The 26,483-nt window shown below is 73.0% G+C and carries 17 protein-coding genes and 1 tRNA gene; 4 read left to right on the top strand and 14 right to left on the bottom strand.

Annotated features, from left to right (window positions below):
- Positions 1-83 precede the first annotated feature (83 nt).
- From pepN to HOY81_RS00345, 3 genes are all read right to left on the bottom strand, one after another.
- A complete protein-coding gene (pepN, locus tag HOY81_RS00355) occupies positions 84-2,687 on the bottom strand; it encodes an aminopeptidase N (protein WP_237316906.1) in 2,604 nt (867 codons plus the stop codon).
- A 61-nt stretch (positions 2,688-2,748) separates the two neighbouring features.
- Positions 2,749-3,495 (bottom strand): helix-turn-helix domain-containing protein, encoded by a 747-nt coding sequence (locus tag HOY81_RS00350; RefSeq protein ID WP_237316904.1) that lies wholly within the window; start codon positions 3,493-3,495, stop codon positions 2,749-2,751.
- A 141-nt stretch (positions 3,496-3,636) separates the two neighbouring features.
- Positions 3,637-3,711 (bottom strand) — tRNA-Leu (locus tag HOY81_RS00345).
- A 93-nt stretch (positions 3,712-3,804) separates the two neighbouring features.
- Here HOY81_RS00345 and HOY81_RS00340 point away from each other — a divergent pair.
- Positions 3,805-4,476 (top strand): ANTAR domain-containing response regulator, encoded by a 672-nt coding sequence (locus HOY81_RS00340; protein WP_237316689.1) that lies wholly within the window; start codon positions 3,805-3,807, stop codon positions 4,474-4,476.
- Between the two features lie 102 nt (positions 4,477-4,578).
- Here the strand turns inward: HOY81_RS00340 and HOY81_RS00335 are convergent, their stop codons facing one another.
- From HOY81_RS00335 to HOY81_RS00295, 9 genes are all read right to left on the bottom strand, one after another.
- A complete protein-coding gene (locus tag HOY81_RS00335) occupies positions 4,579-5,799 on the bottom strand; it encodes a LacI family DNA-binding transcriptional regulator (protein WP_237316687.1) in 1,221 nt (406 codons plus the stop codon).
- Between the two features lie 225 nt (positions 5,800-6,024).
- On the bottom strand, positions 6,025-6,741 hold the full coding sequence (locus tag HOY81_RS00330) for an ABC transporter ATP-binding protein (RefSeq protein WP_237316685.1): 717 nt from the start codon (positions 6,739-6,741) through the stop codon (positions 6,025-6,027).
- Positions 6,738-7,631 carry an ABC transporter ATP-binding protein gene (locus HOY81_RS00325; RefSeq protein WP_237316683.1) on the bottom strand — a complete coding sequence of 298 codons (894 nt, stop codon included), beginning with the start codon at positions 7,629-7,631 and terminating at the stop codon, positions 6,738-6,740. The genes HOY81_RS00330 and HOY81_RS00325 overlap by 4 nt, the downstream gene beginning before the upstream one ends.
- A 5-nt stretch (positions 7,632-7,636) precedes the next feature.
- Entirely contained in the window at positions 7,637-9,391 is a 1,755-nt protein-coding gene (locus HOY81_RS00320; protein ID WP_237316681.1) for a branched-chain amino acid ABC transporter permease, read from the bottom strand.
- Positions 9,392-9,396: 5 nt separating this feature from the next.
- Entirely contained in the window at positions 9,397-10,326 is a 930-nt protein-coding gene (locus HOY81_RS00315) for a branched-chain amino acid ABC transporter permease (protein WP_237316679.1), read from the bottom strand.
- A 105-nt stretch (positions 10,327-10,431) separates the two neighbouring features.
- A complete protein-coding gene (locus tag HOY81_RS00310; protein ID WP_237316676.1) occupies positions 10,432-11,670 on the bottom strand; it encodes a branched-chain amino acid ABC transporter substrate-binding protein in 1,239 nt (412 codons plus the stop codon).
- 274 nt (positions 11,671-11,944) lie between these two features.
- A complete protein-coding gene (locus HOY81_RS00305) occupies positions 11,945-12,568 on the bottom strand; it encodes a hypothetical protein (protein ID WP_237316674.1) in 624 nt (207 codons plus the stop codon).
- A 58-nt stretch (positions 12,569-12,626) separates the two neighbouring features.
- Positions 12,627-13,091: a PaaI family thioesterase gene (locus HOY81_RS00300; protein WP_237316672.1), complete on the bottom strand. Its 465-nt coding sequence runs from the start codon at positions 13,089-13,091 to the stop codon at positions 12,627-12,629.
- 40 nt (positions 13,092-13,131) lie between these two features.
- Complete coding sequence (locus HOY81_RS00295; RefSeq protein ID WP_237316670.1) at positions 13,132-15,471, bottom strand: FdhF/YdeP family oxidoreductase; 2,340 nt, start codon at positions 15,469-15,471, stop codon at positions 13,132-13,134.
- 145 nt (positions 15,472-15,616) lie between these two features.
- Here HOY81_RS00295 and polA point away from each other — a divergent pair, with 145 nt between their 5' ends.
- Both polA and HOY81_RS00285 read left to right on the top strand, forming a co-directional pair.
- Positions 15,617-18,277, top strand: coding sequence for a DNA polymerase I (polA, locus tag HOY81_RS00290; protein ID WP_237316902.1), 2,661 nt, complete (start codon positions 15,617-15,619; stop codon positions 18,275-18,277).
- Between the two features lie 238 nt (positions 18,278-18,515).
- On the top strand, positions 18,516-20,294 hold the full coding sequence (locus HOY81_RS00285) for a lytic transglycosylase domain-containing protein (RefSeq protein ID WP_308340936.1): 1,779 nt from the start codon (positions 18,516-18,518) through the stop codon (positions 20,292-20,294).
- 210 nt (positions 20,295-20,504) lie between these two features.
- Here HOY81_RS00285 and HOY81_RS00280 read toward each other — a convergent pair whose 3' ends face one another.
- On the bottom strand, positions 20,505-23,225 hold the full coding sequence (locus tag HOY81_RS00280) for an ATP-dependent RNA helicase (RefSeq protein WP_237316900.1): 2,721 nt from the start codon (positions 23,223-23,225) through the stop codon (positions 20,505-20,507).
- 179 nt (positions 23,226-23,404) lie between these two features.
- Entirely contained in the window at positions 23,405-24,313 is a 909-nt protein-coding gene (locus tag HOY81_RS00275) for a class I SAM-dependent methyltransferase (RefSeq protein ID WP_237316666.1), read from the bottom strand.
- 354 nt (positions 24,314-24,667) lie between these two features.
- Here HOY81_RS00275 and rpsA point away from each other — a divergent pair, with 354 nt between their 5' ends.
- Positions 24,668-26,185, top strand: a complete 1,518-nt coding sequence (gene rpsA / locus HOY81_RS00270; protein WP_237316664.1) for a 30S ribosomal protein S1 — start codon at positions 24,668-24,670, stop codon at positions 26,183-26,185.
- Positions 26,186-26,483 lie beyond the last annotated feature (298 nt).

The following is a 26,483-nucleotide window of genomic DNA, read 5'->3' as shown; positions in this document are numbered from 1 at the left end:
CCGGCACGCCACACCCCCGCCGGACCACCCGCCCGGCCCGGGCCTCCCACCCCGAGCCGGACACACCGCGGCCCCCCACACCCTCAGCCGAACGCCGCCCGCACCGCCAGCACCCGCCGCAGATCATCCAGATGATCCGCCAGCGCCCGCCGCAACGCCGGCACCGGCGCCCCCGACGCCAGACACTCCTCACCCCACCGCAACACCCGCTCCTCCACCACCGACGACGGAAACGCCCACCGGCCCGCAGCCTCCGCAATCGACGCCCCCCGCCGCTCCGCCACCGCCACCGCCGCACCGAAGTACCGCTCCGCATACCCCGCCAGCAACCCACCCTGCTCCGGCTGCCAGAACCCCTGCGCCGTCGCCGTGAACACGTGGTTCGACAACACATCCGCCTCCCCGAACAACGCCTCCCACGCCGCCGCCTTCGCCCCCGCATCCGGCAACGCCGCCCGGCACCGCGCCGCGCCCCGCTCACCCGTCGCACTCGGATCCCCCGCCAGCGCCCCCGCGATCTCCCCCTCACCCACCGCACCCAGCACCGCAAGCCGGTGCAGCAACCGCCACCGCAACTCCGGATCCAGCACCGGCCCACCCGGCACCGTCCCCGCCGACCACCACGACAGCAACTCCTCCGCGTCCACTGCCGCGTCCAGAAACCCCCGCACCGCCGTCAGCCGCACCGCCGGCACCCCCGGCGCATCCGCCGTACGCTCCAGCAGCTCCCGGCACACCCCCGTCAGCAGCCGCAACCCCCGCTCCCGCGCATCCCCCGCCAGGAAACGCTCCACCACCTGACCCCGCGCGAACGACAACACCCCCTGCACCAGCGCGTCGTCCCCCTCCCGCGCCAGATGCCCCCGCACCGCCTCCAGATACTCCTCCGGACCCAGCAGCCCGTCCCGCACCATGTCCCGCGCCGCGTTCCACACCACACCCCGCGACAACGCCTCCGGCAGACCCGACAACGCCCCCCGCACCGTCTCCCACGACCCCGGATCCAGCCGCACCTTCACATACGACAGATCACCGTCGTTCAGCAGCAGCAGATCCGGCCGCGGCCCCGCACCCGACCACACCACCGAGCCGTCGCCGCCCTCACCCCCGGCAGCCCCGACGGTGCCCACGGTCCCGCCACTCCCCGGGCCCTCCGCACCACCCGCAGCCGGCAACTCACGCTCCCACCGCTCCCGCAACACCAGCCGCCCCGCATCCCCCGGCGCCCGGTCGTACAACCCCACCCCCAACCGGTGCGGCCGCCCACCCGCATGCGCCACCACCGCACGCCAGCCACCGCCCGGCTCCTCCGACACCACCGGCGACAACGCATCCACCCCCGACGTCCGCAACCAGCGCGCCGCCCACCCGTGCACATCCCGTTCCCCCGACACCCGCCCCAGCGAATCCAGAAAATCCGCCAGCGTCGCATTCCCGAAACGATGCCGCGCGAAATGCTCGTTGATCCCCGCCAGAAACGCCTTCTCACCCAGCCACGCCACCAGCTGCCGCAGCGCACTGGCCCCCTTCGCATAACTGATCCCGTCGAAGTTCAGCCGCGCCGCCGCCGTGTCCGGAACACCCTCCGGATCCGGCGCCACCGGATGCGTCGACGACCGCTGGTCCGCGTCGTACCCCCAACTCTTCCGCGCCGCCGCGAAATCCGTCCACGTCCCCGTGAACTCCGTCGCCTCCGCCAGCGTCTGGAACCCCATGTACTCCGCGAACGACTCGTTCAGCCAGATGTCGTCCCACCAGCGCAACGTCACCAGATCCCCGAACCACATGTGCGCCATCTCGTGCGCCACCACCATCCCCCGGGTCTGCCGCTCCGTCTCCGTCACCGCCGACCGGAACACGAACTCGTCCCGGAACGTCACCAGCCCCGGATTCTCCATCGCCCCCGCATTGAACTCCGGGACGAACGCCTGGTCGTACGAATCGAACGGATACGGCTCATCGAAGATCTCGTGATACCGGTCGAAACACCGCCGCGTGATCCCGAACAGCTCCTCCGCGTCCGCGTCCAGGAACTCCGCCAGCGACCGCCGCACATGCAACCCGAACGGCAACCCCGCATGCTCCGTACGCACCGAGTGATACGGCCCCGCCGCCACCGCCACCAGATACGTACTGACCGGCGGCGTCGGCGCACACACCCAACGACCCGCGCCGACCCGCTCCGCCACCCCGTTCCCCAGCACCGTCCACTCCGGCGGCGCCGCCACCGACACCCGGAACACCGCCTTCAGATCCGGCTGGTCGAAACACGCGAACACCAGCGGCGCATCGTCCATGCAGCACTGCGTGTACAGATACACCCGCCCGTCCGCCGGATCGGTGAAGCGATGCATCCCCTCACCCACCCGCGAGTACGGCATGTCCCCCTCGACCCGCAGCTCGTGCTCCCCGGCCCCCAGCCCCCGCAGCGGGAACCGCCCCGCCGCCAGCGCCCCCGGATCCAGCTCCACCCCGTCCAGCACCACCCGGCGCAACACCACCGGCCGCACCTGCACGAACGTGTCCACCCCGCCCTCCCCGGCGGCGTCCTCCCGCACGGAGAACCGCACCGCCGAGACCGAACCGAACACCTCCCCGCCCCGCGTCAGGTCGAGATCGACCGCGTACTCGTGGACGTCGAGGAGCCGGGCACGGAGCTGCGCTTCGTCGCGCGTCAATACGGACATGCGCACATGCTGCCCCACCGCCGGTGCTCAGCACACCGCGATACCCACCCGGCCGCCCGCGTCAGTACTTCGGCCCCACATGCGCGTCCATCAACGCCACCGAAGCCTTGCGCGCCACGGAGACGTTGAACGGATCGCTGCCCCGGGCCAGCGTGGTCCACTGCACCCCGACCGAGGTGAGGGCGTCGGTGCAGATGCGCCGGATGTCGTCGGACTTGTTGGCAAAGAAGTACCGCGGATACTCGTAACGCTTGCGAACACCGCCGACCATCCGTGTCGTCCAGTTGGTGATCCGGCATCCGTCCGAGTGGAACAGCCCCCGGATCAGCGCCCACGGGTGCGCATCCACGATCTCCCGCTGCCACGCCTCCAGCGCGATGCGCCGCTGGTGCTTCTTGCCGGGGCCGTGCTGCGGGAAGAGGCACCACAAGTGGCGTGAGGAGACCTTCACGTTGCGGCAGCCTTCCTTGCGCACGCGGCAGACCGAGTTCTGTGGAAAGACTTCGGTCATTGCAGCCGCGCATTCATCCATGAGGCCGGGCCACGTCTCGGTGCACGTGATCATGAGGCTCGGTACACGGTGGCCTGAGTACTGAATGATGTGGCCGTCGCCCAGGTAGAGCCCCAAGAGGTAGGAATAGGCTGCCGCTGCCAGCGGCGTACCTCCGTGGCGCGGACAAGGGGCTGTGCTCCGCCCCGGAAGCTCTCCGTGCCTTGCGCGGTCCATGTGGACCCAGTAGCTGACGGTGCCTGCAGGTACCCCGAATCTTCGGGCTGCTACGGCGTTCCCTGCGCCGCTGCGGACCATGGCAAGGACTTTGCTGCGGACCTCGATGCTGTGCATCGTCTCAGCATCGGTGCCTGGCCAGCCTGTGTAGTGGGGTCCGTGGCTCGATCACCCGATCGAGCGAGGAAGAGTGGACGACGACCCTTCGTTTCGAAGGCAAAGTGCCCCGGGTGGGATTCGAACCCACACTGTCGGTGGTTTGAGCACCGTTTCTCTGGCCATTTGGAATACCGGGGCCTAAGATTCGAAGGTCTACTGCCTCCCGCCTGACACCACCATACAGGACCTAGGTAGGCTCGGAGTCCCACCTGTGCGGAAACGAGGAGCCCAGTGAGCACCGCGGACGTCCCCGAGCCGACCACCCCCGCCGAGAACGACGGTGCCGCCGAGGAGGCGCGCGCCCATGTCCCGCCGCAGACGACCCGGGTCGTCATCGCCGAGGACGAGGCCCTGATCCGGATGGATCTGAAGGAGATGCTGGAGGAGGAGGGGTACACGGTCGTCGGTGAGGCCGGCGACGGCCAGGCGGCGGTCGAGCTGGCCCGCGAGCACCGCCCGGACCTGTGCATCCTCGATGTGAAGATGCCGGTGCTGGACGGCATCTCCGCGGCGGAGAAGATCGCCGAGGAGAGCATCGCGCCGGTGCTGATGCTGACCGCGTTCTCGCAGCGTGAGCTGGTGGAGCGGGCGCGGGACGCGGGGGCGATGGCGTATCTGGTGAAGCCGTTCAGCAAGTCGGACATCGTGCCGGCGATCGAGATGGCGGTGAGCCGCTTCACCCAGTTGCGGATGCTGACGCGGGAGGTCGCCGACCTGGAGCAGCGGCTGGAGACGCGGAAGCTGGTGGACCGGGCGAAGAGCGTGCTGCAGACGGAGTACGGGCTGACGGAGCCGGCGGCGTTCCGGTGGATCCAGAAGACGTCGATGGACCGGCGGCTGTTGATGCGGGAGGTCGCGGAGGCCGTGATCGAGGACGGCGAGGAGCGGAGGCAGAAGGGGTAGCCCGCCGGGCGGTTCCCTGCCGGGGCCGGTGCGTGCCGTGTGTGGCGCGTACCGGCCCCGTGTGCGTGGTGCCCGGGGGCACGCTGGCGGTGTCCCGTGTGGTCAGCGGTCGTGTGCGGGGGGTGGGGGTGCGGTGGAGGCGCGGACGATCAGTCGGGTGGGCAGGGTGACCGTGGCGCCGGGGGGTGTGGGGCTGCGGCCGAGGGCGAGGCGTCCGGCGAGGGTGCCGGCCTCGGTGAGGGGGAGGCGGACGGTGGTGAGGGGCGGCCAGGCGTCGGCGCTGCAGGGGAGGTCGTCGAAGCCGGCGACGGAGACGTCGTGGGGGATGCGGAGGCCCTGGTCGCGGAGGGCGGCGCAGGCGCCGAGGGCGGCGGTGTCGTTGGGGGCGATGACGGCGGTGAGGTGGGGGTCGCGGCGGAGGAGTTCGAGGGTGCCGTGGTAGCCGGAGGTGCGGTCGTAGGCGGCGTGCACGGTGAGCCGGCCGGGGTCGGCGGCGGGGTCGGGGCCGGGGTGGCGGGCGGTGAGGGCGTCGCGGTGGCCGGCGAGGCGTTGGGTGGTGGTGGTGCGGCCGGGTGGTCCGGTGAGGCAGCCGATGCGGCGGTGGCCGAGGTCGGTGAGGTGTTCGGTGAGGCGTCGGGCGCCGTTGCGGTGGGCGAAGTCGACGGTGAGGATGCCCGTTCCGTCGTGTCCGGTTCTGTCATGGCTGGTTCCGTCGTGTCCGGTGCCGGGGTGGGAGCGGTGGTGGTGGTCCGTGCCGGTCCGGGCGTTGTTCCCGGGCCGGTCGTCGTCGTCGTGTTCCGGGGGGAGGGGTGGCCGGCCGCACTGGACGATGCGGGTGCCGGTGGCGGCCAGGCGGTGGAGGTGGGTGGCGAGGGCGGTGCGGAGGGTGTCGGCTTCGGTGGTGCCGCCGGTGAGGACGACGGCGGTGGCGCGTTGGCGGTGCAGGAGGGTGAGGTATTCGAGTTCGCGTTCGGGCGCGCCGGCGGTGTTGCAGACGACGGCGAGTTTGCGGTCGGGGCCGGTGCCGGTCTCCTGCTGGACGGCGCCGGCGAGGAGGCCGAAGAAGGGGTCGGCGATGTCGTTGACGAGGACGCCGAGGAGGTCGCTGGAGGAGGCGGCGAGGGCGGCGGCGGGGCCGTGGGTGACGTATCCGAGGTCCTGGACGGAGCGGAGGACGCGGTGGCGGGTGGTTTCGGCGACGGGGTAGTTGCCGTTGAGGACGCGGGAGACGGTGGCGGGGGAGACGCCGGCGTGGGTGGCGACGTCGGCGAGTCGTACCGGGCCGGGTCCGGTGTGTCTGGTGCCGTTCCGGGCGGTGGTCATGTGTGTCGTCCCCCGTTTCCGTCGCCGTGCGTGGTCGCGCGGTGCGGCTGCCGTGTCGTAGGCAGGCTAGCGTGCGCCGGGGCGGAAGGGGTTCTCCCAGGCAGGGGAGGCCCGGTGGTACGCGGAGTCGCCGGATCGGCGGTGGACGGGTGGTGGACGCGCGGCGGCCCCGTCCGCGCCGGTGGGTCCGGCGTGGGCGGGGCCGCGGTGTGCGGGGTGTGGTGGTCAGTCCTCGCCGAGGTAGGCCTTGCGGACCGACTCGTCGTGCATCAGGTCCTCGCCGGTGCCGGAGAGCACGATCTCGCCGACCTCCATCACATGGCCGTGGTCGGCCAGGGAGAGCGCGGCCTGGGCGTTCTGCTCGACGAGCAGGATGGTGGTGCCCTGGCTTTTGAGCTCGGTGATGGTTTCCATGATCTTCTGCATCATGATGGGGGAGAGGCCCATGGAGGGTTCGTCGAGCATGAGCAGCTTCGGGCGGGACATCAGGGCCCGTCCCATGGCGAGCATCTGCTGCTCGCCGCCGGACAGGGTTCCGGCGGCCTGCCTGCGGCGTTCCCCGAGGATGGGGAAGAGTTCGTAGATGCGGTCGGCGTCCTCCTGGACGGCTTTGGCGTCCCGGCGCAGGAAGGCGCCGAGGTCGAGGTTCTCGGCGACGGAGAGCCGGGGGAAGAGCCGCCGTCCTTCGGGTGAGTGGGCCAGGCCGAGGGTGACGATCTTGTGGGCGGGCATGCCGTCCAGGGACTGCCCGTCGAAGAGGATCTTGCCGCCGACGGGCTTGAGCAGGCCGGAGAGGGTGCGCAGGGTGGTGGTCTTGCCGGCGCCGTTGGTGCCGATGAGGGTGACCACCTGGCCTGCCTCGACGCTGAACGAGATGCCCTTGACGGCCACGATCTTGCCGTAGGCGACCCGCAGGTCCTCGACTTCGAGTAGTGCGGTCACTTGCTCTCTCCTTCTGTGCGCTGCTCGCGGGCGGCGTTCTCCGCGGCCTCCACCTCGGCGGAGTGCTCGTCCTCCGGGGCCCCTTCGAAGGGGGTGCCGAGGTAGGCGGCGACCACGCGCTCGTCGCTCTGCACGACGGAGGGCGGGCCCTCGACGAGTTTCTCGCCCTGCACGAGGACGGCGACCCGGTCGCACATGTTGAAGATGAAGCGCATGTCGTGCTCGATGACGAGCACGGCGATGCCCTCGTCGCGGACGGACCGCACCAGATCCTGGGTGGCCTGGGTCTCCTGCGGGTTCATGCCGGCGGTCGGCTCGTCGAGGAGGAGCAGGCCGGGGTCGGAGGCCAGGGCGCGGGCGATCTCCAGTTTGCGCTGGTCGCCGTAGGGGAGGTTGCGGGCCAGGTGGTTGCGCTTGGTGGCCAGCCCGGTGAACTCCAGCAGGTCCATGGCGCGTCGTTCGGAGGCGTCCTCGGCTTTGCGGAAGCCGGGGCCGCGCAGCAGGGCGGACCACAGGCCTTCGCGGGTGCGGGTGTGGCGGCCGACGAGCACGTTCTCCAGGACGGTCATGTTGGCGAAGAGCCGGATGTTCTGGAAGGTGCGGGCGACGCCGGCCTGGGTGACCTGGTGGGGGCGGCGGGGGAGCACCTTGTCCTTGTAGCGGACGCTGCCTTCGGTCGGCACGTAGAGGCCGGTGAGGCAGTTGAAGAAGGTGGTCTTGCCGGCGCCGTTGGGGCCGATGAGGCCGACGATCTCGCCGCTGTCGACGGTGAGGTCGACGTCGTGCACGGCGGTGAGGCCGCCGAACCGCTTGGTGACGCCGCGGGCGTCCAGGACGGTGGTGCCGGTGGCGGCGGTGTCCTTGGTGGTGGTCGTGGTGTCGGTGGTCATGGCGGTCACGCACCTGCCTTGCGGAGACTCGAGCCGTTCTCCGGTACGTCCGTCTGCTCGTTCTCGTGGAACTCGAGCTGGTTACGGCGGTCGGCGAGCAGTCCTTCGGGGCGGAAGCGCATCAGCAGCACCAGTGCGATGCCGAAGAAGAGCAGCTGGTAGTCGCCGACGAACTGGAGCTTGTTGGGGATGAGGTAGAGCAGCGCGGCGCCGATGAGGGGTCCGCTGATGGTGCCCATGCCGCCGAGGATGACGGCGACGAGGAGGAAGGCGGAGTTCGGCGGCACCTGGTGCACGAACTTGTAGCCCTCGGGGTGGACGCCGCTCTCGACGTGGGCGAGGACGGTGCCGGCGAGGCCGGCGAGGGTGGCGCCGAGGGCGAAGGCCATCAGTTTGAGGCGGAAGGTGTTGATGCCCATGGCGCCGGCTGCGGTCTCGTCCTCGCGGATCGCGACCCAGGCCCGCCCGATGCGGGAGCGGTCGGAGCGGTGGAAGACGGTCACGATGATCGCGGTGAACAGCAGCATGAGGAGCAGGTAGTTGGAGAACTTGCCCAGTTCGAAGCCGAGGATGGTGTGTTCCTCGCCGAGGTTGAAGCCGAGCAGTTCGATCTCGGGGATGCCGGGGATGCCGTTGGGGCCGTTGGTGACGTCGGGGCCGGAGGCGCCGTCGAGGTTCTGCATGCCGATGCGGAAGATCTCGCCGAAGCCGAGGGTGACGATGGCGAGGTAGTCGCCGCGGACCCGGAGGGTGGGGGCGCCGATGATGACGCCGAAGATCATGGAGACCACGGCGCCGGTGAGGACGGCGGCCCAGAAGGGGAACTTGACGTCGAAGGCGGCGGTGGGGGCGCCGGAGACCAGGGCGGCGGTGTAGGCGCCGACGCCGAGGAAGGCGACGTAGCCGAGGTCCAGCAGGCCGGCGAGGCCGACGACGACGTTGAGGCCGATGGCGGCCGTGCCGAAGATCAGGATGCTGGTGCCGACCGAGGTGTAGGTCTCGCTGGTCTGGGTGAAGGGGAAGAGCGCGGCGGCGACGAACGCGGCGGCGACGGCGATGTTGCGGTGCTTGCGGGTCAGCGTGCGGAACTGGACGAGCAGCCCGGCGCGGCTGAGTGCGAGGCCGCCGGCGATGGTGAGCAGCAGGAAGCCGATGAAGGCTTCGCTGTACTCGGTGCCGATGCCGTACGAGAAGACGGTGAGGCCGATGCCGGCGCCGGCGGCGATGAGCAGGATCTCCACGGTGGAGGAGAGCCCGGCGGGCGGCGGCGGGGTGTCGCCGGGGGCGAGGAGCGTACGCCGGTTCAGGGGGAGCCCGAGGGCGCCGGCGAGCAGCACCAGGGTGGCGAGTGCGGCGATGTAGCCGCCGGGCTCGAGGTTGACCAGGCCGCCGAGGTCCACGGCGATGGCGAGGACGGTGTACCAGGTGACGGCGAAGGTGCCGGCGGCGAGGAAGAAGGTGGCTTTGTCCGCGCCGCTCGGGGCGGCCCAGCGGGTGCCGCGGATGCCGTGGCCGGCGGCGACGTACAGCGCGGTGAGCACCGACCCGACGAGGGTGAGGATCTGGAGTCCGCCGGGGTAGCCGTAGACGGTGAGGTTTCCGGGGAAGGCCTCGGTCCAGGTCCAGGCGAGGAAGGTGCTGGCGAAGGCGGCGACCGCGCCGGCTGCGGTGAGCAGGCGGGCGGCGGAGGCCGGGAGCGGGAGCACGGGGGTCGTCTCGTGCGTCTCCGGTGCGGTGGTCTGTGGTGTCTGCGTCGTCATCTCTCTCACGCCCGATCCGAGACTCGCTCGCCGAGGATGCCCTGCGGACGGAGCAGGAGGACGACGATGAGGAGCGCGAAGGCCCACACGTCCTTCCAGGCGCCGCCGCCGAGCTGTTCCATGCCGGGGATGTTCTCCACGTATGCGGTGGCCATGGCCTCGGTCATGCCGAGTACGAGGCCGCCGATCATGGCCCCGTAGACGTTGCCGATGCCGCCGAGGACGGCGGCGGTGAAGGCCTTGAGGCCGGCGATGAATCCCATCTTGAAGCCGACCTGACCGAACTTCAGCCCGTGGGCGACGGCCGCGATGGCGGCGAAGGCGGCGCCGATGGCGAAGGCGGTGACGATGATCCGGTCGGTGTTGATGCCCATCAGCTTGGCGGTGTCCGGGTCCTGGCTGGTGGCCTGCATGGCGCGGCCGGTGCGGGTCTTGGAGACGAACCAGGCGAGGGCGATCATGCAGAGCGGGGCGGCGATGAGCAGGAAGATCTCGCCGCGCTGGAAGGAGACGCCGCCGAACTCCACCGGGCCGCCCTCCAGCCGGGGGAAGGCGCGGTCCTTCTTGGCGCCGGGGTAGAACGCCCAGATGGCGTACTGGAGGGCGAGCGACAGGCCGATCGCGGTGATGAGCGGGGCGAGTCGCGGGCCGCCGCGCAGCGGCCGGTAGGCGAACCGTTCCGTGCCGATGCCGACGAGGACGGACCAGGCCATCGCCATGAGGATCATGACGGGAAGGGCGACGGCGAGGGAGGTGCCGTCGGGCAGCCAGAGCCACGCGGTGAGCGCGCCGAAGCCGCCGATCATGAATATCTCGCCATGGGCGAAGTTGATGAGCTGAACTATGCCGTACACCATGGTGTACCCGATCGCGATGAGTCCGTACATCGCTCCGAGCACCAGGCCGTTGGCAAGCTGCGCCGGCAGATCTTGCACCGGGGGGCCTCCGAGGGAGTGTCAGATACGGCTGCGCGGGGGCGCTGTTTGCGCCCCCGCGCAGCAGCAGGATGTGAGCGGGTGGGCCGGTCGGCCCGGTGGGTTCTACTCTCCGAACGTGCCGGTCTTGACGGGCACGTGCTCGCCGTTCTTGACCTTGTAGAGGGAGAGCTGCTTGTTGGTGGTGTCACCGAACTCGTCGAAGGAGACGTCGCCCGTCACGCCCTTGAAGGACACGTCCTGGGTGGCCTCGGAGATCTGCTTGCGGGCCTCGTCGATGTCCTCCGGCAGCTTGCCGTCGTTCTTCTCGACGACGGCCTTGACGGCCTGGATGATCGCCCAGGTGCTGTCGTAGGCGTAGCCGCCGTAGGCCTCGTAGGGCTCGCTGTACCCCTCCGCCTTGTAGTTCTTCTTGAACTCCTTGGCGGTGTCCAGGGTGTCCAGCGGGGCGCCGACGGAGGTGGCCATGTCGCCCTCGGCGTTCTTCTTGGCGAGCTTGATGTACTCGCCGGAGAAGAGGGCGTCGCCGCCGACGACGGGGATCTTGGCGCCGGTCTTCTTGATCTGGTCGGTCAGCGGGGCGCCGGCCGGGTACTCGCCGCCGAAGTAGACGAAGTCGGCGCCGGAGTTCTTGATCTTGGTGGCGATGGCGGAGAAGTCGCGGTCCTCCGGGTTGACGTGGTCGGTGCCCACGACCTTGCCACCGAGCTTCTTGAACTCCGCCTTGAAGGTGGCCGCGAGGCCGGCGCCGTACGTCTTCTTGTCGTCGAGGATGAAGCCCTTCTTCAGGCCCTCCTCGTTGTAGATGTACTGGGCGGCGTAGGGGCCCTGGATGGCGTCCGTGGTGGAGGTGCGGAAGTAGCTGTCGAACGGCCGCTTCTTGTCGCCCTCCTTCCAGTTCGGGCCCTGGGTGAGCTGCGGCGCGGTGTTCGCGGGCGAGACCTGCACCAGTTCCGCGTTGGCGAGGACCTTCTGCATGGCCTCGCCGACGTGTGAGTTGAGGGGGCCGACGACGCCGTAGACGTCCTCGTCGCCGACGAACTTGGTGGCGTTCTGCTGGCCGGTGCCGGCCTGGGCGGCGTCGTCCACCGCCTCCAGCTTGAAGGTGACCCCTTCGACCTCGTTGTTCTTGTTGGCGACCTTGGTGGCGAGTTCGGCCGAGTTCTGGATGCCCTTGCCGAGGGCGGAGAGGTCGCCGGTCAGCGGGGCGTCGAGACCGATGACGACGGTGGTCTTGCCGCTGTCGCCGCCTCCGTTGTCGTCGTCACGGGATCCGCAGGCGGACAGCGCGAGTGCCCCCACGGTGACCCCGGTGGTGAGTATGAGCAAGGATCGCTGACGCACGATCAGTCCTTTCCCAATGGGCGCGGCGCACTCTGGTCGGTGGCCGTGTGGCGCGCCGGGCCGTACTGGGTACTGAACCGTGCTTGGCAGGGTGCGCCCGGCGGCGCGGTGACTGGCGGTGACTCTATGGCGAGGGGATGCGGTCCGGCAGAGGTGAAGGGGATGATGTGACTTTCTTGTTATGACGCTGTTCGGAGTCCGGATGCTTTCGCCGGGGTCCGGAGGTTTCCGCCGGGAAACGCACGCGTATCGGACGGCGAAAGCCGCAGTTCCCTCAGGCGGCGGGGGACGCGCCGGGTGCGGACGGTCCGCATAGCGTACGCAGCCGGCGGGCGAGGGCCCGGGCGTAGCGCCGCCCGGGGATCACGCTCAGCTCCTGGTCGGCCCGGGCGTTACGCAGCGTGAAATCGAGAAAGGGCATTCCGGCGTCGGCCGACACCTCGCGACAGGAGGTCACCTGCGCCCGTACGAGCAGTTTCTGCGGCCGGTGTTCGGCCACCACCAGGGGCGGAGGCGGGTCGAGCCGCAGGTCCAGGCCCCGGTAGCCCTGGCGCACGTCCAGGACGGTGACCTGGGAGCCGCCGTCCACGGTGGCGCGGAGTTCGATGGTGAACGCGTGCGTGTCCTCGTCGCCTGTACCCGGAGTGATCTTCACGAAGTCGACGGTCGTGATCTGTGCGGGGTAGGGGACGGGCGGCTGCGGCACCGGATCGGGCCGGGCGGAGACGAGATAGACGGACCCGGCCGCCACCAGGGCCGCGGCGGCGGCGACCACGGCGCCCCGGCGGAGCCGGGGCGGCAGCGCGGCCCAGCGTTCGGCGGGCCGGGGGCCGCCGCCTCCGCCGGTCAGCAGGTCCGGTCTGCGGTCGTCGCTCTCCCCGGTCGGTGGCTCCCCCATGCGGGGGAAAGCTAGTCGCTGTGCCGGGCTCCGGGCCAGGGTGCGGCGGCGATGCGGGTCAGCCGGCCGGTTCGGCGTCCCGCAGCAGGCAGGTCAGCCGCGCCGTGCACACCCGCTTGCCGGACTCCTCGGTGATCACGACCTCGTAGGTGGCGGTGGTGCGGCCGCGGTGCACCGGTGTGGCCGTCCCGGTGACCAGTCCGGCGCGCAGGCCCCGGTGGTGCGTGCAGTTCAGGTCGACGCCGACGGCGACCTTGTGCGGGCCGCCGTGCAGCATGGCGCCGACCGAGCCCAGGGTCTCCGCGAGCACCGCCGAGGCGCCGCCGTGCAGCAGCCCGTACGGCTGGGTGTTCCCCTCGACGGGGAGGGTGCCGACCACCTTCTCCGGGGAGGCCTCCAGCACCGTCAGGCCCATGCGTTCGCCGAGGTGCCCGGCGGAGAACAGCGCGGGCAGGTCGATGCCCAGGCCGCTCCACTGGTCGAGGATCTCCTGCGGGAAGTGTGTGGTGCTGTGGTCACCCATGGTGCGGTGTGCTCCGATCGCCCGTGGCCGGGCCGTGCGGTCACGGCCGGTCGTTGTCCTCTGCACCGTTCCTATCATCAGCGTGCGGCACCGTCGCGGACCGGGTGAGGCGTACCACCAGGGACTTGCTGGCGGGAGTGTTGCTGGTGTCGGCCGTGGCGTCCAGCGGCACCAGCACGTTGGTCTCCGGGTAGTAGGCGGCTGCGCAGCCGCGGGCGGTGGGATAGTGCACCACCCGGAAGCCGGGGGCAGTCCGCCGCACGCCGTCCCGCCACTCGCTGGTCAGGTCGGCGTGACAGCCGTCGGGCAGACCGAGGCGGGCGGCGTCCTCCGGGTGCACCAGGACCACCCGGCGGCCGTTCCGGATGCCGCGGTAGCGGTCGTCCAGGCCGTAGACCGTGGTGTTGTACTGGTCGTGCGAGCGCAGCGTCTGCAGCAGCAGCCGGCCCTCGGGCAGCTCGGGGAACTCCACCGGGGCGGCCGTGAACTGCGCCCGGCCGGTGGCCGTGGGGAAGCGGCGCTCGTCCCGCGGGGCGTGCGGGAGGGTGAAGCCGCCGGGCCGCGCGGCCCGGGCGCCGAAGTCCTCGAACCCGGGCACGACCCGGGCGATCCGGTCCCGCACCAGGCCGTAGTCCCGCTCGAACTCCTCCCACGGGGTGTGCGACCGGGCGCCGAGCACCCGCCGGGCCAGCCGGCACACGATCGCGGTCTCGGAGAGCAGATGCGGGCTCGCGGGCGCCAGCCGGCCGCGCGAGGCGTGCACCATGCCCATGGAGTCCTCCACGGTGACGAACTGCTCCGCCGGCCGCCCCGCGGCGTCGTACCGCACATCGCGCTCGGTACGGCCCAGGGTGGGCAGGATCAGCGCCCGTGCCCCGGTGACGCAGTGCGAGCGGTTCAGCTTGGTGGACACGTGGACGGTGAGCCGGGCCCGCCGCACCGCGTCCTCGGTGACCGCGGTGTCCGGGGAGGCGGCGACGAAGTTCCCGCCCATGGCGAAGAAGACCTTGGCGGCGCCGTCCCGCAGCGCCCGGATCGACCGCACCACGTCCAGGCCGTGCTCGCGCGGCGGGGCGAAGCCGAACTCCCGCTCCAGGGCGTCCAGGAAGGCCGGGGCCGGGCGCTCCACGATGCCCATGGTGCGGTCGCCCTGCACGTTGCTGTGCCCGCGGACCGGGCACACGCCGGCGCCGGGCCGGCCCACGGCGCCGCGGAGCAGCAGCAGGTTCACCACCTCGCGGATGGTGGCCACCGCGTGCTTGTGCTGGGTGAGGCCCATGGCCCAGCACACCACCGTGCGCCGGGAGGCGAGCACCATCCGCAGGGCCCGCTCGATCGCTGCCCGCTCCAGGCCCGTCGCCCGCAGCGTCTCCTCCCAGCCGGCACGCCGCGCGGCCGCGGCGAACTCCTCGAAGCCGTGCGTGTGCGCCCGTACGAACTCCTCGTCGGCGCCGCCGGCCTCCAGCACCAGCCGGCACAGCATCCGGAAGAGGGCCTGGTCGCCGCCGATGCGGATCTGCAGGAAGAGGTCGGTCAGCGGGGTGCCGCGGCCGGACAGGCCCCGCACGGTCTGCGGGTTGCGGAAGCGCTCCAGGCCCGCCTCCGGCAGCGGATTGACCGTGATGATCCGCGCGCCCGCCTGCTTCGCCCGCTCCAGTGCGGAGAGCATCCGCGGGTGGTTGGTGCCCGGGTTCTGCCCGGCGACGATGATCAGGTCGGCCTGGTGCAGATCCTCCAGCAGCACGCTGCCCTTGCCCACGCCCAGCGTCTCGGTGAGCGCCGCGCCGGACGACTCGTGGCACATGTTCGAGCAGTCCGGCAGGTTGTTGGTGCCGAACTCGCGGGCGAAGAGCTGGTAGAGGAAGGCCGCCTCGTTGCTGGTGCGGCCCGAGGTGTAGAACACCGCCTCGTCGGGCGAGCCGAGGGCGTGCAGTTCCTCCGCCACGATGTCGAAGGCCCGCTCCCAGGACACCGGCTCGTACCGCTCGGCGCCCTCGGCCAGGTACACCGGCTCCGTCAGCCGCCCCTGCCGGCCCAGCCAGTACCCGGAGCGCGCGGCGAGCCCGGCGACCGGGTGCGCGGCGAAGAAGTCCGGGGTGACCCGGCGCACCGTGGCCTCCTCGGCCACCGCCTTGGCGCCGTTCTCGCAGAACTCCGCGGTGTGCCGGCGCTCCGGCTCCGGCCAGGCGCAGCCGGGGCAGTCGAAGCCGTCCTTCTGGTTGACCCGGAGCAGGGTGCGGGCGGTGCGGGCGGCGCCCATCTGCCGGTGCGCCGCGCGCAGCCCGTGCGCCACGGCCGGCAGCCCGGCGGCGGACCGCTGCGGGGCGCCGACCTGGGGGGAGTCCTGCGCGGGGTCCTCGGCGGGCGGCTGTCGCGTCATGCCCCGATGCTCCCATGCGGCACCGGCGGCCGGGACCCCGCGCGGCGCGGCCGGGCGGCCCCGGCGGGGGTTGTCGGCGGCGCGTGGCAGGATCGGGTGCGTGGCCAAGACAGCATCGCACGACACCGCACCGCGCCTGCTCCTCATGGACGGGCACTCCCTCGCCTACCGGGCGTTCTTCGCCCTGCCCGCGGAGAACTTCTCCACCACCACGGGCCAGCCGACGAACGCGATCTACGGCTTCACGTCGATGCTGGCCAACACCCTGCGTGACGAGGCGCCCACGCACTTCGCGGTGGCGTTCGACGTCTCCCGCAAGACCTGGCGGTCGGAGGAGTTCGCGGACTACAAGGCGAACCGCTCCACCACGCCGGACGAGTTCCGGGGGCAGGTCGAGCTGATCGGCGAGCTGCTCGACGCGATGCGGGTGCGGCGTTTCGCGGTGGACGGCTTCGAGGCCGACGACGTGATCGCCACCCTGGCCACCCGGGCCGAGGCCGAGGGCTTTGAGGTCTCCATCGTCACCGGCGACCGGGACTGCTTCCAGCTCGTCACCGACCGCACCACGGTGCTGTACCCCACCAAGGGCGTCTCCGAGCTCACCCGCTACACCCCGGAGAAGGTCCGCGAGCGGTACGGACTGTCACCGGAGCAGTACCCGGACTTCGCCGCGCTCCGCGGTGACCCCTCGGACAACCTCCCGGGCATCCCCGGCGTCGGCGAGAAGACCGCCGCGAAGTGGATCAACCAGTTCGGCAGCTTCGCCGAGCTGGTCGAGCGGGTGGCGGAGGTGAAGGGCAAGGCCGGGCAGAATCTCCGCGACCACCTGCCGGCCGTCCGGCTCAACCGCCGGCTCACCGAGATGGTGCGGGACGTGGAGCTGCCCGTGGGCCCGGCCGACCTGAAGCGGGAGCCGTACGACCGGGACACCCTGGCGGTCGTCATGGACGCCCTGGAGTTCCGCAACCCGAACTTCCGCGAGCGGCTCTTCGCCGTCGACCCGGGCGCCGCGGAGGAGGAGACAGCGCCGGCGGACAGCGTCAGCGTGGACGGCACGGTCCTCGCCGACGGCGAGCTGGCGCCCTGGCTGGAGCGGCACGGCACGGACGGCCCCGTCGGCCTGGCCACGGTCGACGTGTGGAAGCTGGGCCGCGGCAGCATCAGCGAGATCGCCCTCGCCACCGCCGAGGGGCCCGCCGCCTGGTTCGACCCGGCCCAGCTCGGCGAGGCCGACGAGCGTGCCTTCGCCGGCTGGATCGCCGACCCCTCCCGTCCGAAGGTGCTGCACGACGCCAAGGCGGCGCTGCGGGTCTTCGCCGAGCACGGCTGGACGATCGACGGCATCGCCATGGACACCGCGCTGGCCGCCTATCTGGTCAAGCCCGGCCGCCGTTCCTTCGCGCTGGACGCGCTCTCCGTGGAACACCTCGGCCGGGAGCTGGGCCCGGCCGTGACCGAGGGCGGCGGGCAGCTCGCCTTCGGCACGGACGAGCAGGCGGAGGCCGACGCCCTGATGGCCCGGGCGCGCACCGTCGTCGATCTCGGCGCGGTGCTGAAGGACCGGCTGGACGAGGTCGGCGCCACGGACCTGCTGCACGACCTGGAGCTGCCGACCTCCGCCCTGCTGGCCCGCATGGAGCGGGCCGGTGTCGCCGCCGACCGGGAGTGGCTCGCGGACATGGAGCAGCGCTTCGCCGACGCCGTGCAGCAGGCGGTGGCGGACGCGCACACCGCGGTGGGCCACGAGTTCAACCTCGGCTCGCCCAAGCAGCTCCAGGAGGTGCTCTTCGGCGAGCTCGGCCTGCCGAAGACGAAGAAGACCAAGACGGGCTACACCACCGACGCGGACGCCCTGGCCTGGCTGGCCGCCCAGACCGAGCACGAGCTGCCGGTGCTGATGCTGCGCTACCGCGAGCAGCAGAAGCTGCGCTCCACGGTCGAGGGCCTGATCAAGACCATCGCCGCGGACGGCCGTATCCACACCACCTACAACCAGACGGTCGCGGCCACCGGCCGGCTCTCCTCCACCGACCCGAACCTGCAGAACATCCCGGTCCGCACCGACGAGGGGCGCGCCATCCGCCGCGGCTTCCGCGTCGGCGAGGGGTACGAGGCGCTGCTCACCGCGGACTACAGCCAGATCGAGCTGCGGGTGATGGCCCATCTCTCCGAGGACGCGGGCCTGATCGAGGCGTTCACCTCCGGCGAGGACCTGCACGACACCGTCGCCTCGCAGGTGTTCCGGGTCGGCACCGGTGAGGTCGACCCGGAGATGCGGCGCAAGATCAAGGCGATGTCCTACGGCCTGGCGTACGGCCTCTCCGCCTTCGGCCTCTCCCAGCAGCTCGCCGTCTCCGCGGAGGAGGCGCGCGGCCTGATGGACACCTATTTCGAGCGGTTCGGGGGCGTACGCGACTATCTGCGCCGGGTCGTGGAGGATGCCCGCGCCACCGGCTACACCCAGACCATCATGGGGCGGCGCCGCTATCTGCCCGACCTCAACAGCGACAACCGGCAGCGCCGGGAGATGGCCGAGCGGATGGCGCTCAACGCCCCCATCCAGGGCACCGCGGCGGACATCGTGAAGGTCGCCATGCTCCGGGTCGACGAGGCGCTGCGCCGGGAGCGGCTCCGGTCCCGGCTGCTGCTCCAGGTGCACGACGAGATCGTGCTCGAAGTGGCGCCCGGCGAACGCGAGGCCGCGGAGGAGCTGGTGCGCCGGGAGATGGCCGGCGCGGTCGGGCTGGACGCGCCGCTGGACGTGTCGGTCGGATTCGGCACGGACTGGGAGTCCGCGGCGCACTGACCGGCGGCCGGCGGGGACGGCCCCCGGCGGCGGGAAGCAGCCGGAAACCCGCCCGATCCGGCCGGAACGGCCCGGCGTCACGGGCCTCCCCGCTGACGCCGGGCCATGTGGTGTCGTAAGGTCACGGGTTGACGGTCTCAGCAGGGGAGAGGGGGCGGTCGGTCCCATGGCGCGATACCGCGGCAGGCACGCGGCGGCGAAGCACACGGAGCACTCCAGCGGCAGACTCCGCAGAGGCGTGAGTACCGCAGCCGTGGCGGCTGCGGCGATGGCCGCGCTCACCGCCTCGCAGGCACCCGGCATCGACCTGCGCCCGACCGGGGACGACGACGGCGGCGGCGCCCGCGGCGGAGGCATACCCCGGGACGACACCCCCGGCGACGACTCCTACTACACCGAGTTGCCCCCGCTGGAGAGCCCGCAGCCCGAGGAGCAGCAGGAGCAGCCCGAGGACGCACCGGCCGAGTCCGGGATACCCGCGACCGTGCTCGCCGCCTACAAGAAGGCCGAGCGCTCCGTGTCCGGTTCGGACCCCGGGTGCGGCCTGCCCTGGGAACTGCTCGCGGCCATCGGCAAGGTGGAGTCGGGCCAGGCCCGCGGTGGCAAGGTGGACGCCGACGGCACCACCCTGGAGCCCATACTCGGCCCCGTCCTGAACGGCGACGGCTTCGCCCGCATCACCGACACCGACAGCGGCGTCTACGACGGCGACACCACCTACGACCGCGCCGTCGGGCCCATGCAGTTCATCCCCTCCACCTGGGCCACCTGGGGCGCCGACGGCAACGGCGACGGCCGCCGCGACCCGAACAACATCTACGACGCCGCACTCGCCGCCGGCGAGTACCTCTGCGCGGGCGACCGGAACCTCGCCCTCAAGGGCGACCTGGACGCGGCCGTGCTCAGCTACAACGACTCGCGGGCCTATCTGAACACCGTCCTGGCCTGGCTGGAGTTCTACCGCAACGGCGTCCACGAGGTCCCCGACGGCGAGGGCGTGCCCCCCTCCGGCCCGGTCGGCGACAGCGACCGGCAGGACCGCCGGGACCCGGCCCGCGACCGCCGGAACGGCGGGAACGACACCGGAGGCGCCGGAGACCGGGAGCAGGAGGGCGGCAAGGAGCCCGGCGCCACGGACGACACGCCGGACGACCCCGCCACGCCAACCAGCCCCACGCCGACCCCGACGAAGCCCACCCCGACGCCCTCCCAGCCCACCCCCGGCCCCGTCGTCCCGGACCGGGTGCAGCGCCTCGGCGACGCCGAGATCGCCGCGACGGCCGGCACCGACTTCGCCGGCCCGCTCACCGTCCGCGTCACCACCGCCGGGGGCGCGCCCGTGCCGGGCGCCCGGGTGCGCTTCACCGTCGCCGGCGACACCGGTGCGCGTTTCGGCTCCGGCGTCCGCGAGGCCACCGTCACCACCGGCACGAACGGCACCGCCACCGCCCCCGCGCTCCACGCCGGCCTGCGGCTCGGCTCCTTCACCGTCCGCGCCGCCGTCGTCGGGACGGAGCTGGCACCGGCCGAGTACCGCGCCATGGTGCGGCCCGCGCCCGCCGACACCCTGACCCGCACCTCCGGCACCCCGCTGGAGGCCACCACGGGGACGGCCTTCGCCGACCGCGTCGAGGTGACGGCCACCCACCAGGGCCGGGCCGCGGTCTGCGCCGTGGTGACCGCCGAGCTCCGCGCGGCCGACGGCACGGCTCTGGAGCCGGGCCAGGGCCCGTACTTCACGGACGCCGCCGGGCAGCGGGTGCACCGCCTGACCGGGCTCACCACGGGCGAGGCCGGCCGGCTCCGGCTGCCCGAGCTGCACGCCGGCGGGCAGGGCGGCGCGTACGAGCTGGTGCTGACCCCCTCGGACGGCGACCCGCTGATCGTCGAGCTCACCGTCCGCGAGCCGGCGGCCACGCCCACCCCGTCCCCCAGCCCCGAGCCCACCGGCACCTCCACCGGCACGCCGACCGGAACCCCCACGGGCACGCCGACCGGCACCTCCAGCGGCGGCTGACGGCCCGGCGCGCGTGCACCGCCGTGGGCGCGAGCGTCCCCGGGGGCGTCCGCGCCGTCCGGCACGGGCCTGCCGTGCCGCTGCCGTGGCCTCCGTCCGCCCCGGCGTGCGGGAGGTGGGCGCCGGGGCGTGCGGGCCTTCCCGCACACCGCGGGCAGCGCCTGGCCCGGGTGTGGGGCGTGCTCCGCCGGCCGGCGACCGCCGGCCGGGTCAGCGGCGGCGGGTGTTCGTCCGCCGGGTCGGCTCGGCCGTCGCCGGGTCCTCCGGCCACGGGTGCCGCGGGTACCGCCCGCGCAGCTCCGCCCGCACGGCGCGGTACCCGTCCCGCCAGAACGACGCCAGGTCGGCCGTGACCGCCGCCGGGCGCCCGGCCGGGGAGAGCAGGTGCACCAGCAGCGGCACCCGCCCGCCGGCCACCCGCGGCCCCTCGTCCCAGCCGAACAGCTCCTGGAGCTTGACCGCCAGTACCGGCTGCTCCGGCGCGTAGTCCACCCGCACCCGCGAGCCGGACGGCACCTCGATCCGCTCCGGCGCCAGCTCGTCCAGGCGCGCGGCCTCTCCGCCCGCCCAGGGCAGCAGCCCGCGCAGCACCTCGCCCGCGTCCACCCGGGACAGCTCCGCCCGGGACCGCGCCGGGCCCAGCCACGCGCCGGCGGACGCCAGCAGCGCCGCGTCCGAGACGTCCGGCCACGGCGCGCCCAGCGTGCGGTGCAGGAAGTCCATCCGCTGCCGCAGCGAGACGGCCCCGGCCGGCCAGTGCAGCAACGACAGCCCCTCGCGCCGCAGCCCCTCCAGCGCCGCGGCCCGCAGCTCCGCCGGGTCCGGCGCGTCCAGCGGCCGGGACGCCAGCTCGACCGCACCGAGCAGTGCGGCCTCCCGGGCCACCACATCGCCCCGTCCCGGGTCCCAGCGGATCTCCGTACGCCGTGCGCGCAGCGCCGCCGCGGCCCGGCACGCCGTCTCCTCGTCCACGGCGGCGGCCAGCCGGACCCGGGCGGAGGGCGACCCGGCGGGCCGGTCGGCCACCGCCGCCACCACCCACCCGGCGCCCCGCAGCGGGGACTCCGCGGCGAGCTCGGCACGCGTCCCGGAGACCATCAGATACGTGCCCTCCCCGCGCGCCCGGCCGATCCGCTCCGGATGCGCCAGCGCAGCCACGACACCGACGGCCCACCTGTCCGCGCCGTGCCCGGTGCCGCCTGTCCGGGCGCCGGTACGGCTCTCCGCGCCCCGGGGGTCCGCGTCGCCCGGCTCTGCGGGGGCTCCGCCGGCCGGGCCCGGGACCCCGGTGCCCTCGCCGGTTCCCGGCCGTCCCGCCGGCCCGGCCCCCGCCGTGCGCAGCGCGCCCCGCAGCCTCCGGACCTCCCGGGCCCAGCGGTCGGCATAGGCGTCGGCGCCCCGCCGGGCGGCGCGCAGCACCTCCGCCAGATCGTCCCCGTACGCCCGCGGCGGTTCCTCGCTCAGCAGGGCCACCGCCTCCGCCGCCGCCCGTTCGCCCACCAGCGGCGCGCCGTCCAGCAGCGCCCGGGCCAGCCGCGGATGCACGCCCATCCGGGCCATCCGGGTGCCGCGCCCGGTGAGCCGCCCGTCGCTGTCCACGGCCCCGACCGCCCGCAGCACGTCCCGCGCCGCCGCCAGCGCGCCCTCGGGGGGCGGGTCGAGCAGCGCCAGCGACCGCGCGTGCGGGTCGCCCCAGCAGGCGGTCTGCAGGGCGAAGGCCGTCAGGTCCGCGACCGTGATCTCCGGCGACGGCCACCGCGGCCGGGCGGCGTCCTCCGCCTCCGACCAGCAGCGGAGCACCACCCCGGGCGCCTCCCGGCCCGCCCGGCCCCGGCGCTGCTCGGCGGCGGCCTGCGAGACCCGCACGGTGGTCAGCGAGCCCAGGCCCCGCGCGTGGTCCGTGCGCGGCTCCCGGGCCAGCCCGGAGTCCACCACGGTGCGGACGCCCGGCACGGTCAGGCTGGACTCGGCCACCGCGGTGGAGAGGATCACCCGGCGCGGGCCGCCGGGTGATCCGCCCCGCAGCACCGCCTCCTGCACCGCGCGCGGCGCCCGCCCGTGGAGCTGCAGGACCTCGGCGCCGCAGCCCTCCAGCAGCCCGGCCACCCGGGTGATCTCCCCGGCGCCCGGCAGGAAGCAGAGCACGTCGCCCGCCGGCTCCCCGTGGTCCTCGTCGAGGGCGCGCCGCACGGTGGCGGCCACATGACGCAGCAGCGCCGGGTCCACCCGGGTGCCGTGCGGCGGGCGTACGGCACCGGGCGGCGGCACATGACGCACGGCGACGGGGTGGGCGCCCCCGGAGCCGTGGACGACGGGCGCGGGGGTGCCCGCACTGCTCCCACCGTCCGCGCCGTCCGCCGCTCCGTCGTCCCCGGCGGCCAGCAGCCGGGCCCAGGCGTCGCTGTCCTGCGTGGCGGAGGCCGCCACCAGGCGCAGCCCGGGCCGCAGGGCGGCGCGGACGTCGAGCAGGAAGGCCAGCGCGGTGTCGGCGTCCAGGTGCCGTTCGTGGCACTCGTCCAGCAGCACCACGTCCACCCCGCTCAGCTCCTCGTCGCGCTGGAGGCGCTGCAGCAGTACGCCGGTGGTGACCACCTCCACCCGGGTGTCCGGGCCGGCCGTACGCTCGCCGCGGACCGTCAGCCCGACCGCGCCCCCGGGCTCCTCGCCGAGCAGCCAGGCCATCCGGCGGGCGGCCGAGCGGGCGGCCATCCGCCGCGGCTCGGCGACCAGCACCCGCGCCGGTGCCGCGCCGGCCTCCACCCGCGCCGGTGCCGCGGCCTCCGGCAGTGCGCCGTCCAGCAGCCCGGCGAGGGCGAGCGGCACCAGCGTCGTCTTGCCGGAGCCGGGCCGGGCGCAGAGCACGGCCGTCCCGCGCCGCTCCAGCGCCGCGTGGAGCGCGGGCAGCGCGGTGCGGACGGGCAGCCGCTCCAGTGCGCCGGTGCGGAGCCGGCCGCCGCGGGCGCCGGACGGGTGCGGGGCGTGCGTGCGGGGCCCGTCGGTGCGGGCCGGTCGGGTCGGGGACACCGGCCCAGTCTCGCAGCCCGCGCCCGGCGCCCCGGGCGCACATCGCCCCGCGCCCGCCCGCGGTCGCCCGCCCGTGGGGCGCCCGCTCAGCGGTCGCAGACGAAGATCGCGGTGCCCGGGATCAGCCGTCCGCGGAGCGGGGACCAGCCGCCCCACTCGCGGTCGTTCCACTCCGGCCACTCCGGCTCGACCAGGTCGGTGAGCCGAAAGCCGGCGGCCGTGAGCTCCCGCACCCGGTCGCCCAGGGTCCGGTGGTGCTCGACGTACACGGCCTCGCCGCGTTCGTCCTGCTCCACGTACGGGGTGCGGTCGAAGTAGGAGGCGGCGACCGTCAGGCCCTCCGGCCCCGGCTCGTCGGGGAGTGCCCAGCGCACCGGATGGGTGACGGAGAAGACGAACCGGCCGCCGGGCCGCAGCACCCGCCACACCTCGCGCAGCACCCGCTCCGGGTCCGCGGTGAACGGCAGCGCGCCGTAGGCGGAACAGGCCAGGTCGAAGGCGCCGTCCGGGAACGGCAGCGCCCCGGCGTCCGCCTGGACCAGCGGGAAGCCCGGCCCGCCCTGCTCCGTGCCGTCCGCGGAGATCCGCCGGGCGTGCCGGAGCTGCCGGTGCGAGAGGTCGAGCGCGACCGGGCGGGCGCCCTGCCGGGCCAGCCAGCGGGAGCACTGGGCGGCGCCGGCGCCGATCTCCAGCACGCTGCGGCCGGGCAGCGCCTCCGCCGGGGCGAGCAGCCGGGCGTCCGCCTCGTCCAGTCCCTCCGGGCCCCACACGAAGCGCCGGTCGCCGAGGAAGGGGCCGTGCTCCCGCTGGTACGCGTCGGCGTTCCGGTCCCACCAGCCCCGGCTGGCCCGGCTGCTCTCCGCCGCCGACGCGGGCCGGCGGACGGCCTCCGCGTCCTCGTCGGGGTCGGCGCCAAGGGGAGCGTGCGGGGACGCCTGCGGGGTCGGGTGCGGGGTGTCGTACGCCGTGCGGTGCGGCCTGTGGTCTTGGCTCATCGTGCCCGTCGTCGTAATGTGCGGGGATCGTGCCCGTCCGTGGTCCGCGCAGCCGCCGTACCGTCCGGCCGGGCGGTGACGCTCGGTGAGACGTGCGGTGAGTGGTGCCGGGATTGGGTGTTAAGCCCCTGGTGTGCTCGTTCGCGCATTGACCATGCCCGGCGGCCCCCGTATGCTACAAGTTGCGCTGCGGGCCTGCGCACCTCGGACGGAGCAGGTCGCGCTCGCATCTCTGGTATGTCCCCTCGGGTAAAGGCTTTTCGAGGCTTTCCGGCTGGCTTGCATGGGTGCGATCACGGGCTCTCGGCGTAGCAGTACCTACGACTCAATGTCCGTACCGGAGCCCTTTTCCACATGACGAGCAGCACCGAAGCCACCGTGACCACTCCGCAGGTTGCGGTTAACGACATCGGTTCCGAGGAAGCCTTCCTCGCCGCGATCGACGAGACGATCAAGTACTTCAACGACGGCGACATCGTCGACGGCGTCATCGTGAAGGTCGACCGGGACGAGGTCCTGCTCGACATCGGCTACAAGACCGAGGGCGTCATCCCCTCCCGTGAGCTGTCGATCAAGCACGACGTCGACCCGAACGAGGTCGTGGCCGTCGGTGACGAGATCGAGGCCCTTGTCCTGCAGAAGGAGGACAAGGAGGGTCGCCTGATCCTCTCGAAGAAGCGCGCCCAGTACGAGCGTGCCTGGGGCACCATCGAGAAGATCAAGGACGAGGACGGGATCGTCACCGGTACCGTCATCGAGGTCGTCAAGGGTGGTCTCATCCTCGACATCGGCCTCCGCGGCTTCCTCCCGGCCTCGCTGGTCGAGATGCGCCGCGTCCGCGACCTCCAGCCGTATGTCGGCAAGGAGCTCGAGGCCAAGATCATCGAGCTGGACAAGAACCGCAACAACGTGGTCCTGTCCCGCCGTGCCTGGCTGGAGCAGACCCAGAGCGAGGTCCGCCAGACCTTCCTCACCACCCTGCAGAAGGGCCAGGTGCGCTCCGGCGTCGTCTCCTCCATCGTCAACTTCGGCGCCTTCGTGGACCTGGGCGGCGTGGACGGTCTGGTCCACGTCTCCGAGCTGTCCTGGAAGCACATCGACCACCCGTCCGAGGTCGTCGAGGTCGGCCAGGAGGTCACGGTCGAGGTCCTGGACGTCGACATGGACCGCGAGCGCGTCTCCCTGTCGCTGAAGGCGACCCAGGAAGACCCGTGGCAGCAGTTCGCCCGGACCCACCAGATCGGCCAGGTCGTCCCGGGCAAGGTCACCAAGCTGGTGCCGTTCGGTGCGTTCGTCCGGGTGGACGAGGGCATCGAGGGCCTGGTCCACATCTCCGAGCTGGCCGAGCGCCACGTGGAGATCCCGGAGCAGGTCGTCCAGGTCAACGACGAGATCTTCGTCAAGGTCATCGACATCGACCTCGAGCGTCGCCGCATCAGCCTCTCGCTGAAGCAGGCCAACGAGGCGTTCGGCGGCGACCCGACGGTGGTCGAGTTCGACCCGACCCTGTACGGCATGGCCGCGTCCTACGACGACCAGGGCAACTACATCTACCCCGAGGGCTTCGACCCGGAGGCCAACGACTGGCTGCCGGGGTACGAGAAGCAGCGCGAGGAGTGGGAGCGCCAGTACGCCGAGGCGCAGGCCCGCTTCGAGCAGCACCAGGCCCAGGTCATCAAGTCACGCGAGGCCGACGCCGAGGCCGCGGCGGAGGCCGCGGTCGGCGGTGGCGGCGCCTCGCAGGGCGGCGGTGGCGGCGGCCAGGGCGGCGGCGGCTCGTACTCCTCGGACTCCGGGGAGGACTCCGGCGCCCTCGCCTCGGACGAGGCCCTGGCGGCGCTCCGGGAGAAGCTGGCCGGCGGCCAGAGCTGACCCTCCGGCCACCCGGGCGCCCGCCCGGACGGCAGAGCCACGGAAGGCCCGCACCCTCGGGGGTGCGGGCCTTCCGCATGTCCGGGGCCGGGCACAGCCCTGCCCCCCGGTGCGGGCCGTTCCGTCGCCCACCCGCGCTCCGGGCGGCCGCCGGTCGCGGCCCGTCCGCACGCGGTGATCCGGCCCCCGCCCGGACGGCCGCCGGGGCGCCCGCCCGGCTCCGCGACCGACGACCCCCGCCCCCGTCGGTGCGCGGTCACGGTGTCCGCCCGACGGGGCGGCCCACCGGCGAAGATCG

This window comes from Streptomyces sp. JJ36, assembly GCF_021696945.1.
Classification (GTDB): Bacteria; Actinomycetota; Actinomycetes; order Streptomycetales; family Streptomycetaceae; genus Streptomyces.
Note: the sequence above shows the minus strand (reverse complement) of the source record. Positions and strands in the feature narration are given on the sequence as shown.

Excerpts from the sequence above, each read along its gene's own strand:
- pepN (WP_237316906.1), bottom strand. The coding sequence starts at position 2,687 with ATGTCCGTATTGACGCGCGACGAAGCGCAGCTCCGTGCCCGGCTCCTC.
- HOY81_RS00350 (WP_237316904.1), bottom strand. The coding sequence starts at position 3,495 with ATGGTCCGCAGCGGCGCAGGGAACGCCGTAGCAGCCCGAAGATTCGGG.
- HOY81_RS00335 (WP_237316687.1), bottom strand. The coding sequence starts at position 5,799 with ATGACCACCGCCCGGAACGGCACCAGACACACCGGACCCGGCCCGGTA.
- HOY81_RS00325 (WP_237316683.1), bottom strand. The coding sequence starts at position 7,631 with ATGACCACCGACACCACGACCACCACCAAGGACACCGCCGCCACCGGC.
- HOY81_RS00320 (WP_237316681.1), bottom strand. The coding sequence starts at position 9,391 with ATGACGACGCAGACACCACAGACCACCGCACCGGAGACGCACGAGACG.
- HOY81_RS00305 (WP_237316674.1), bottom strand. The coding sequence starts at position 12,568 with ATGGGGGAGCCACCGACCGGGGAGAGCGACGACCGCAGACCGGACCTG.
- HOY81_RS00300 (WP_237316672.1), bottom strand. The coding sequence starts at position 13,091 with ATGGGTGACCACAGCACCACACACTTCCCGCAGGAGATCCTCGACCAG.
- HOY81_RS00295 (WP_237316670.1), bottom strand. The coding sequence starts at position 15,471 with ATGACGCGACAGCCGCCCGCCGAGGACCCCGCGCAGGACTCCCCCCAG.
- polA (WP_237316902.1), top strand. The coding sequence starts at position 15,617 with ATGGACGGGCACTCCCTCGCCTACCGGGCGTTCTTCGCCCTGCCCGCG.
- HOY81_RS00275 (WP_237316666.1), bottom strand. The coding sequence starts at position 24,313 with ATGAGCCAAGACCACAGGCCGCACCGCACGGCGTACGACACCCCGCAC.
- rpsA (WP_237316664.1), top strand. The coding sequence starts at position 24,668 with ATGACGAGCAGCACCGAAGCCACCGTGACCACTCCGCAGGTTGCGGTT.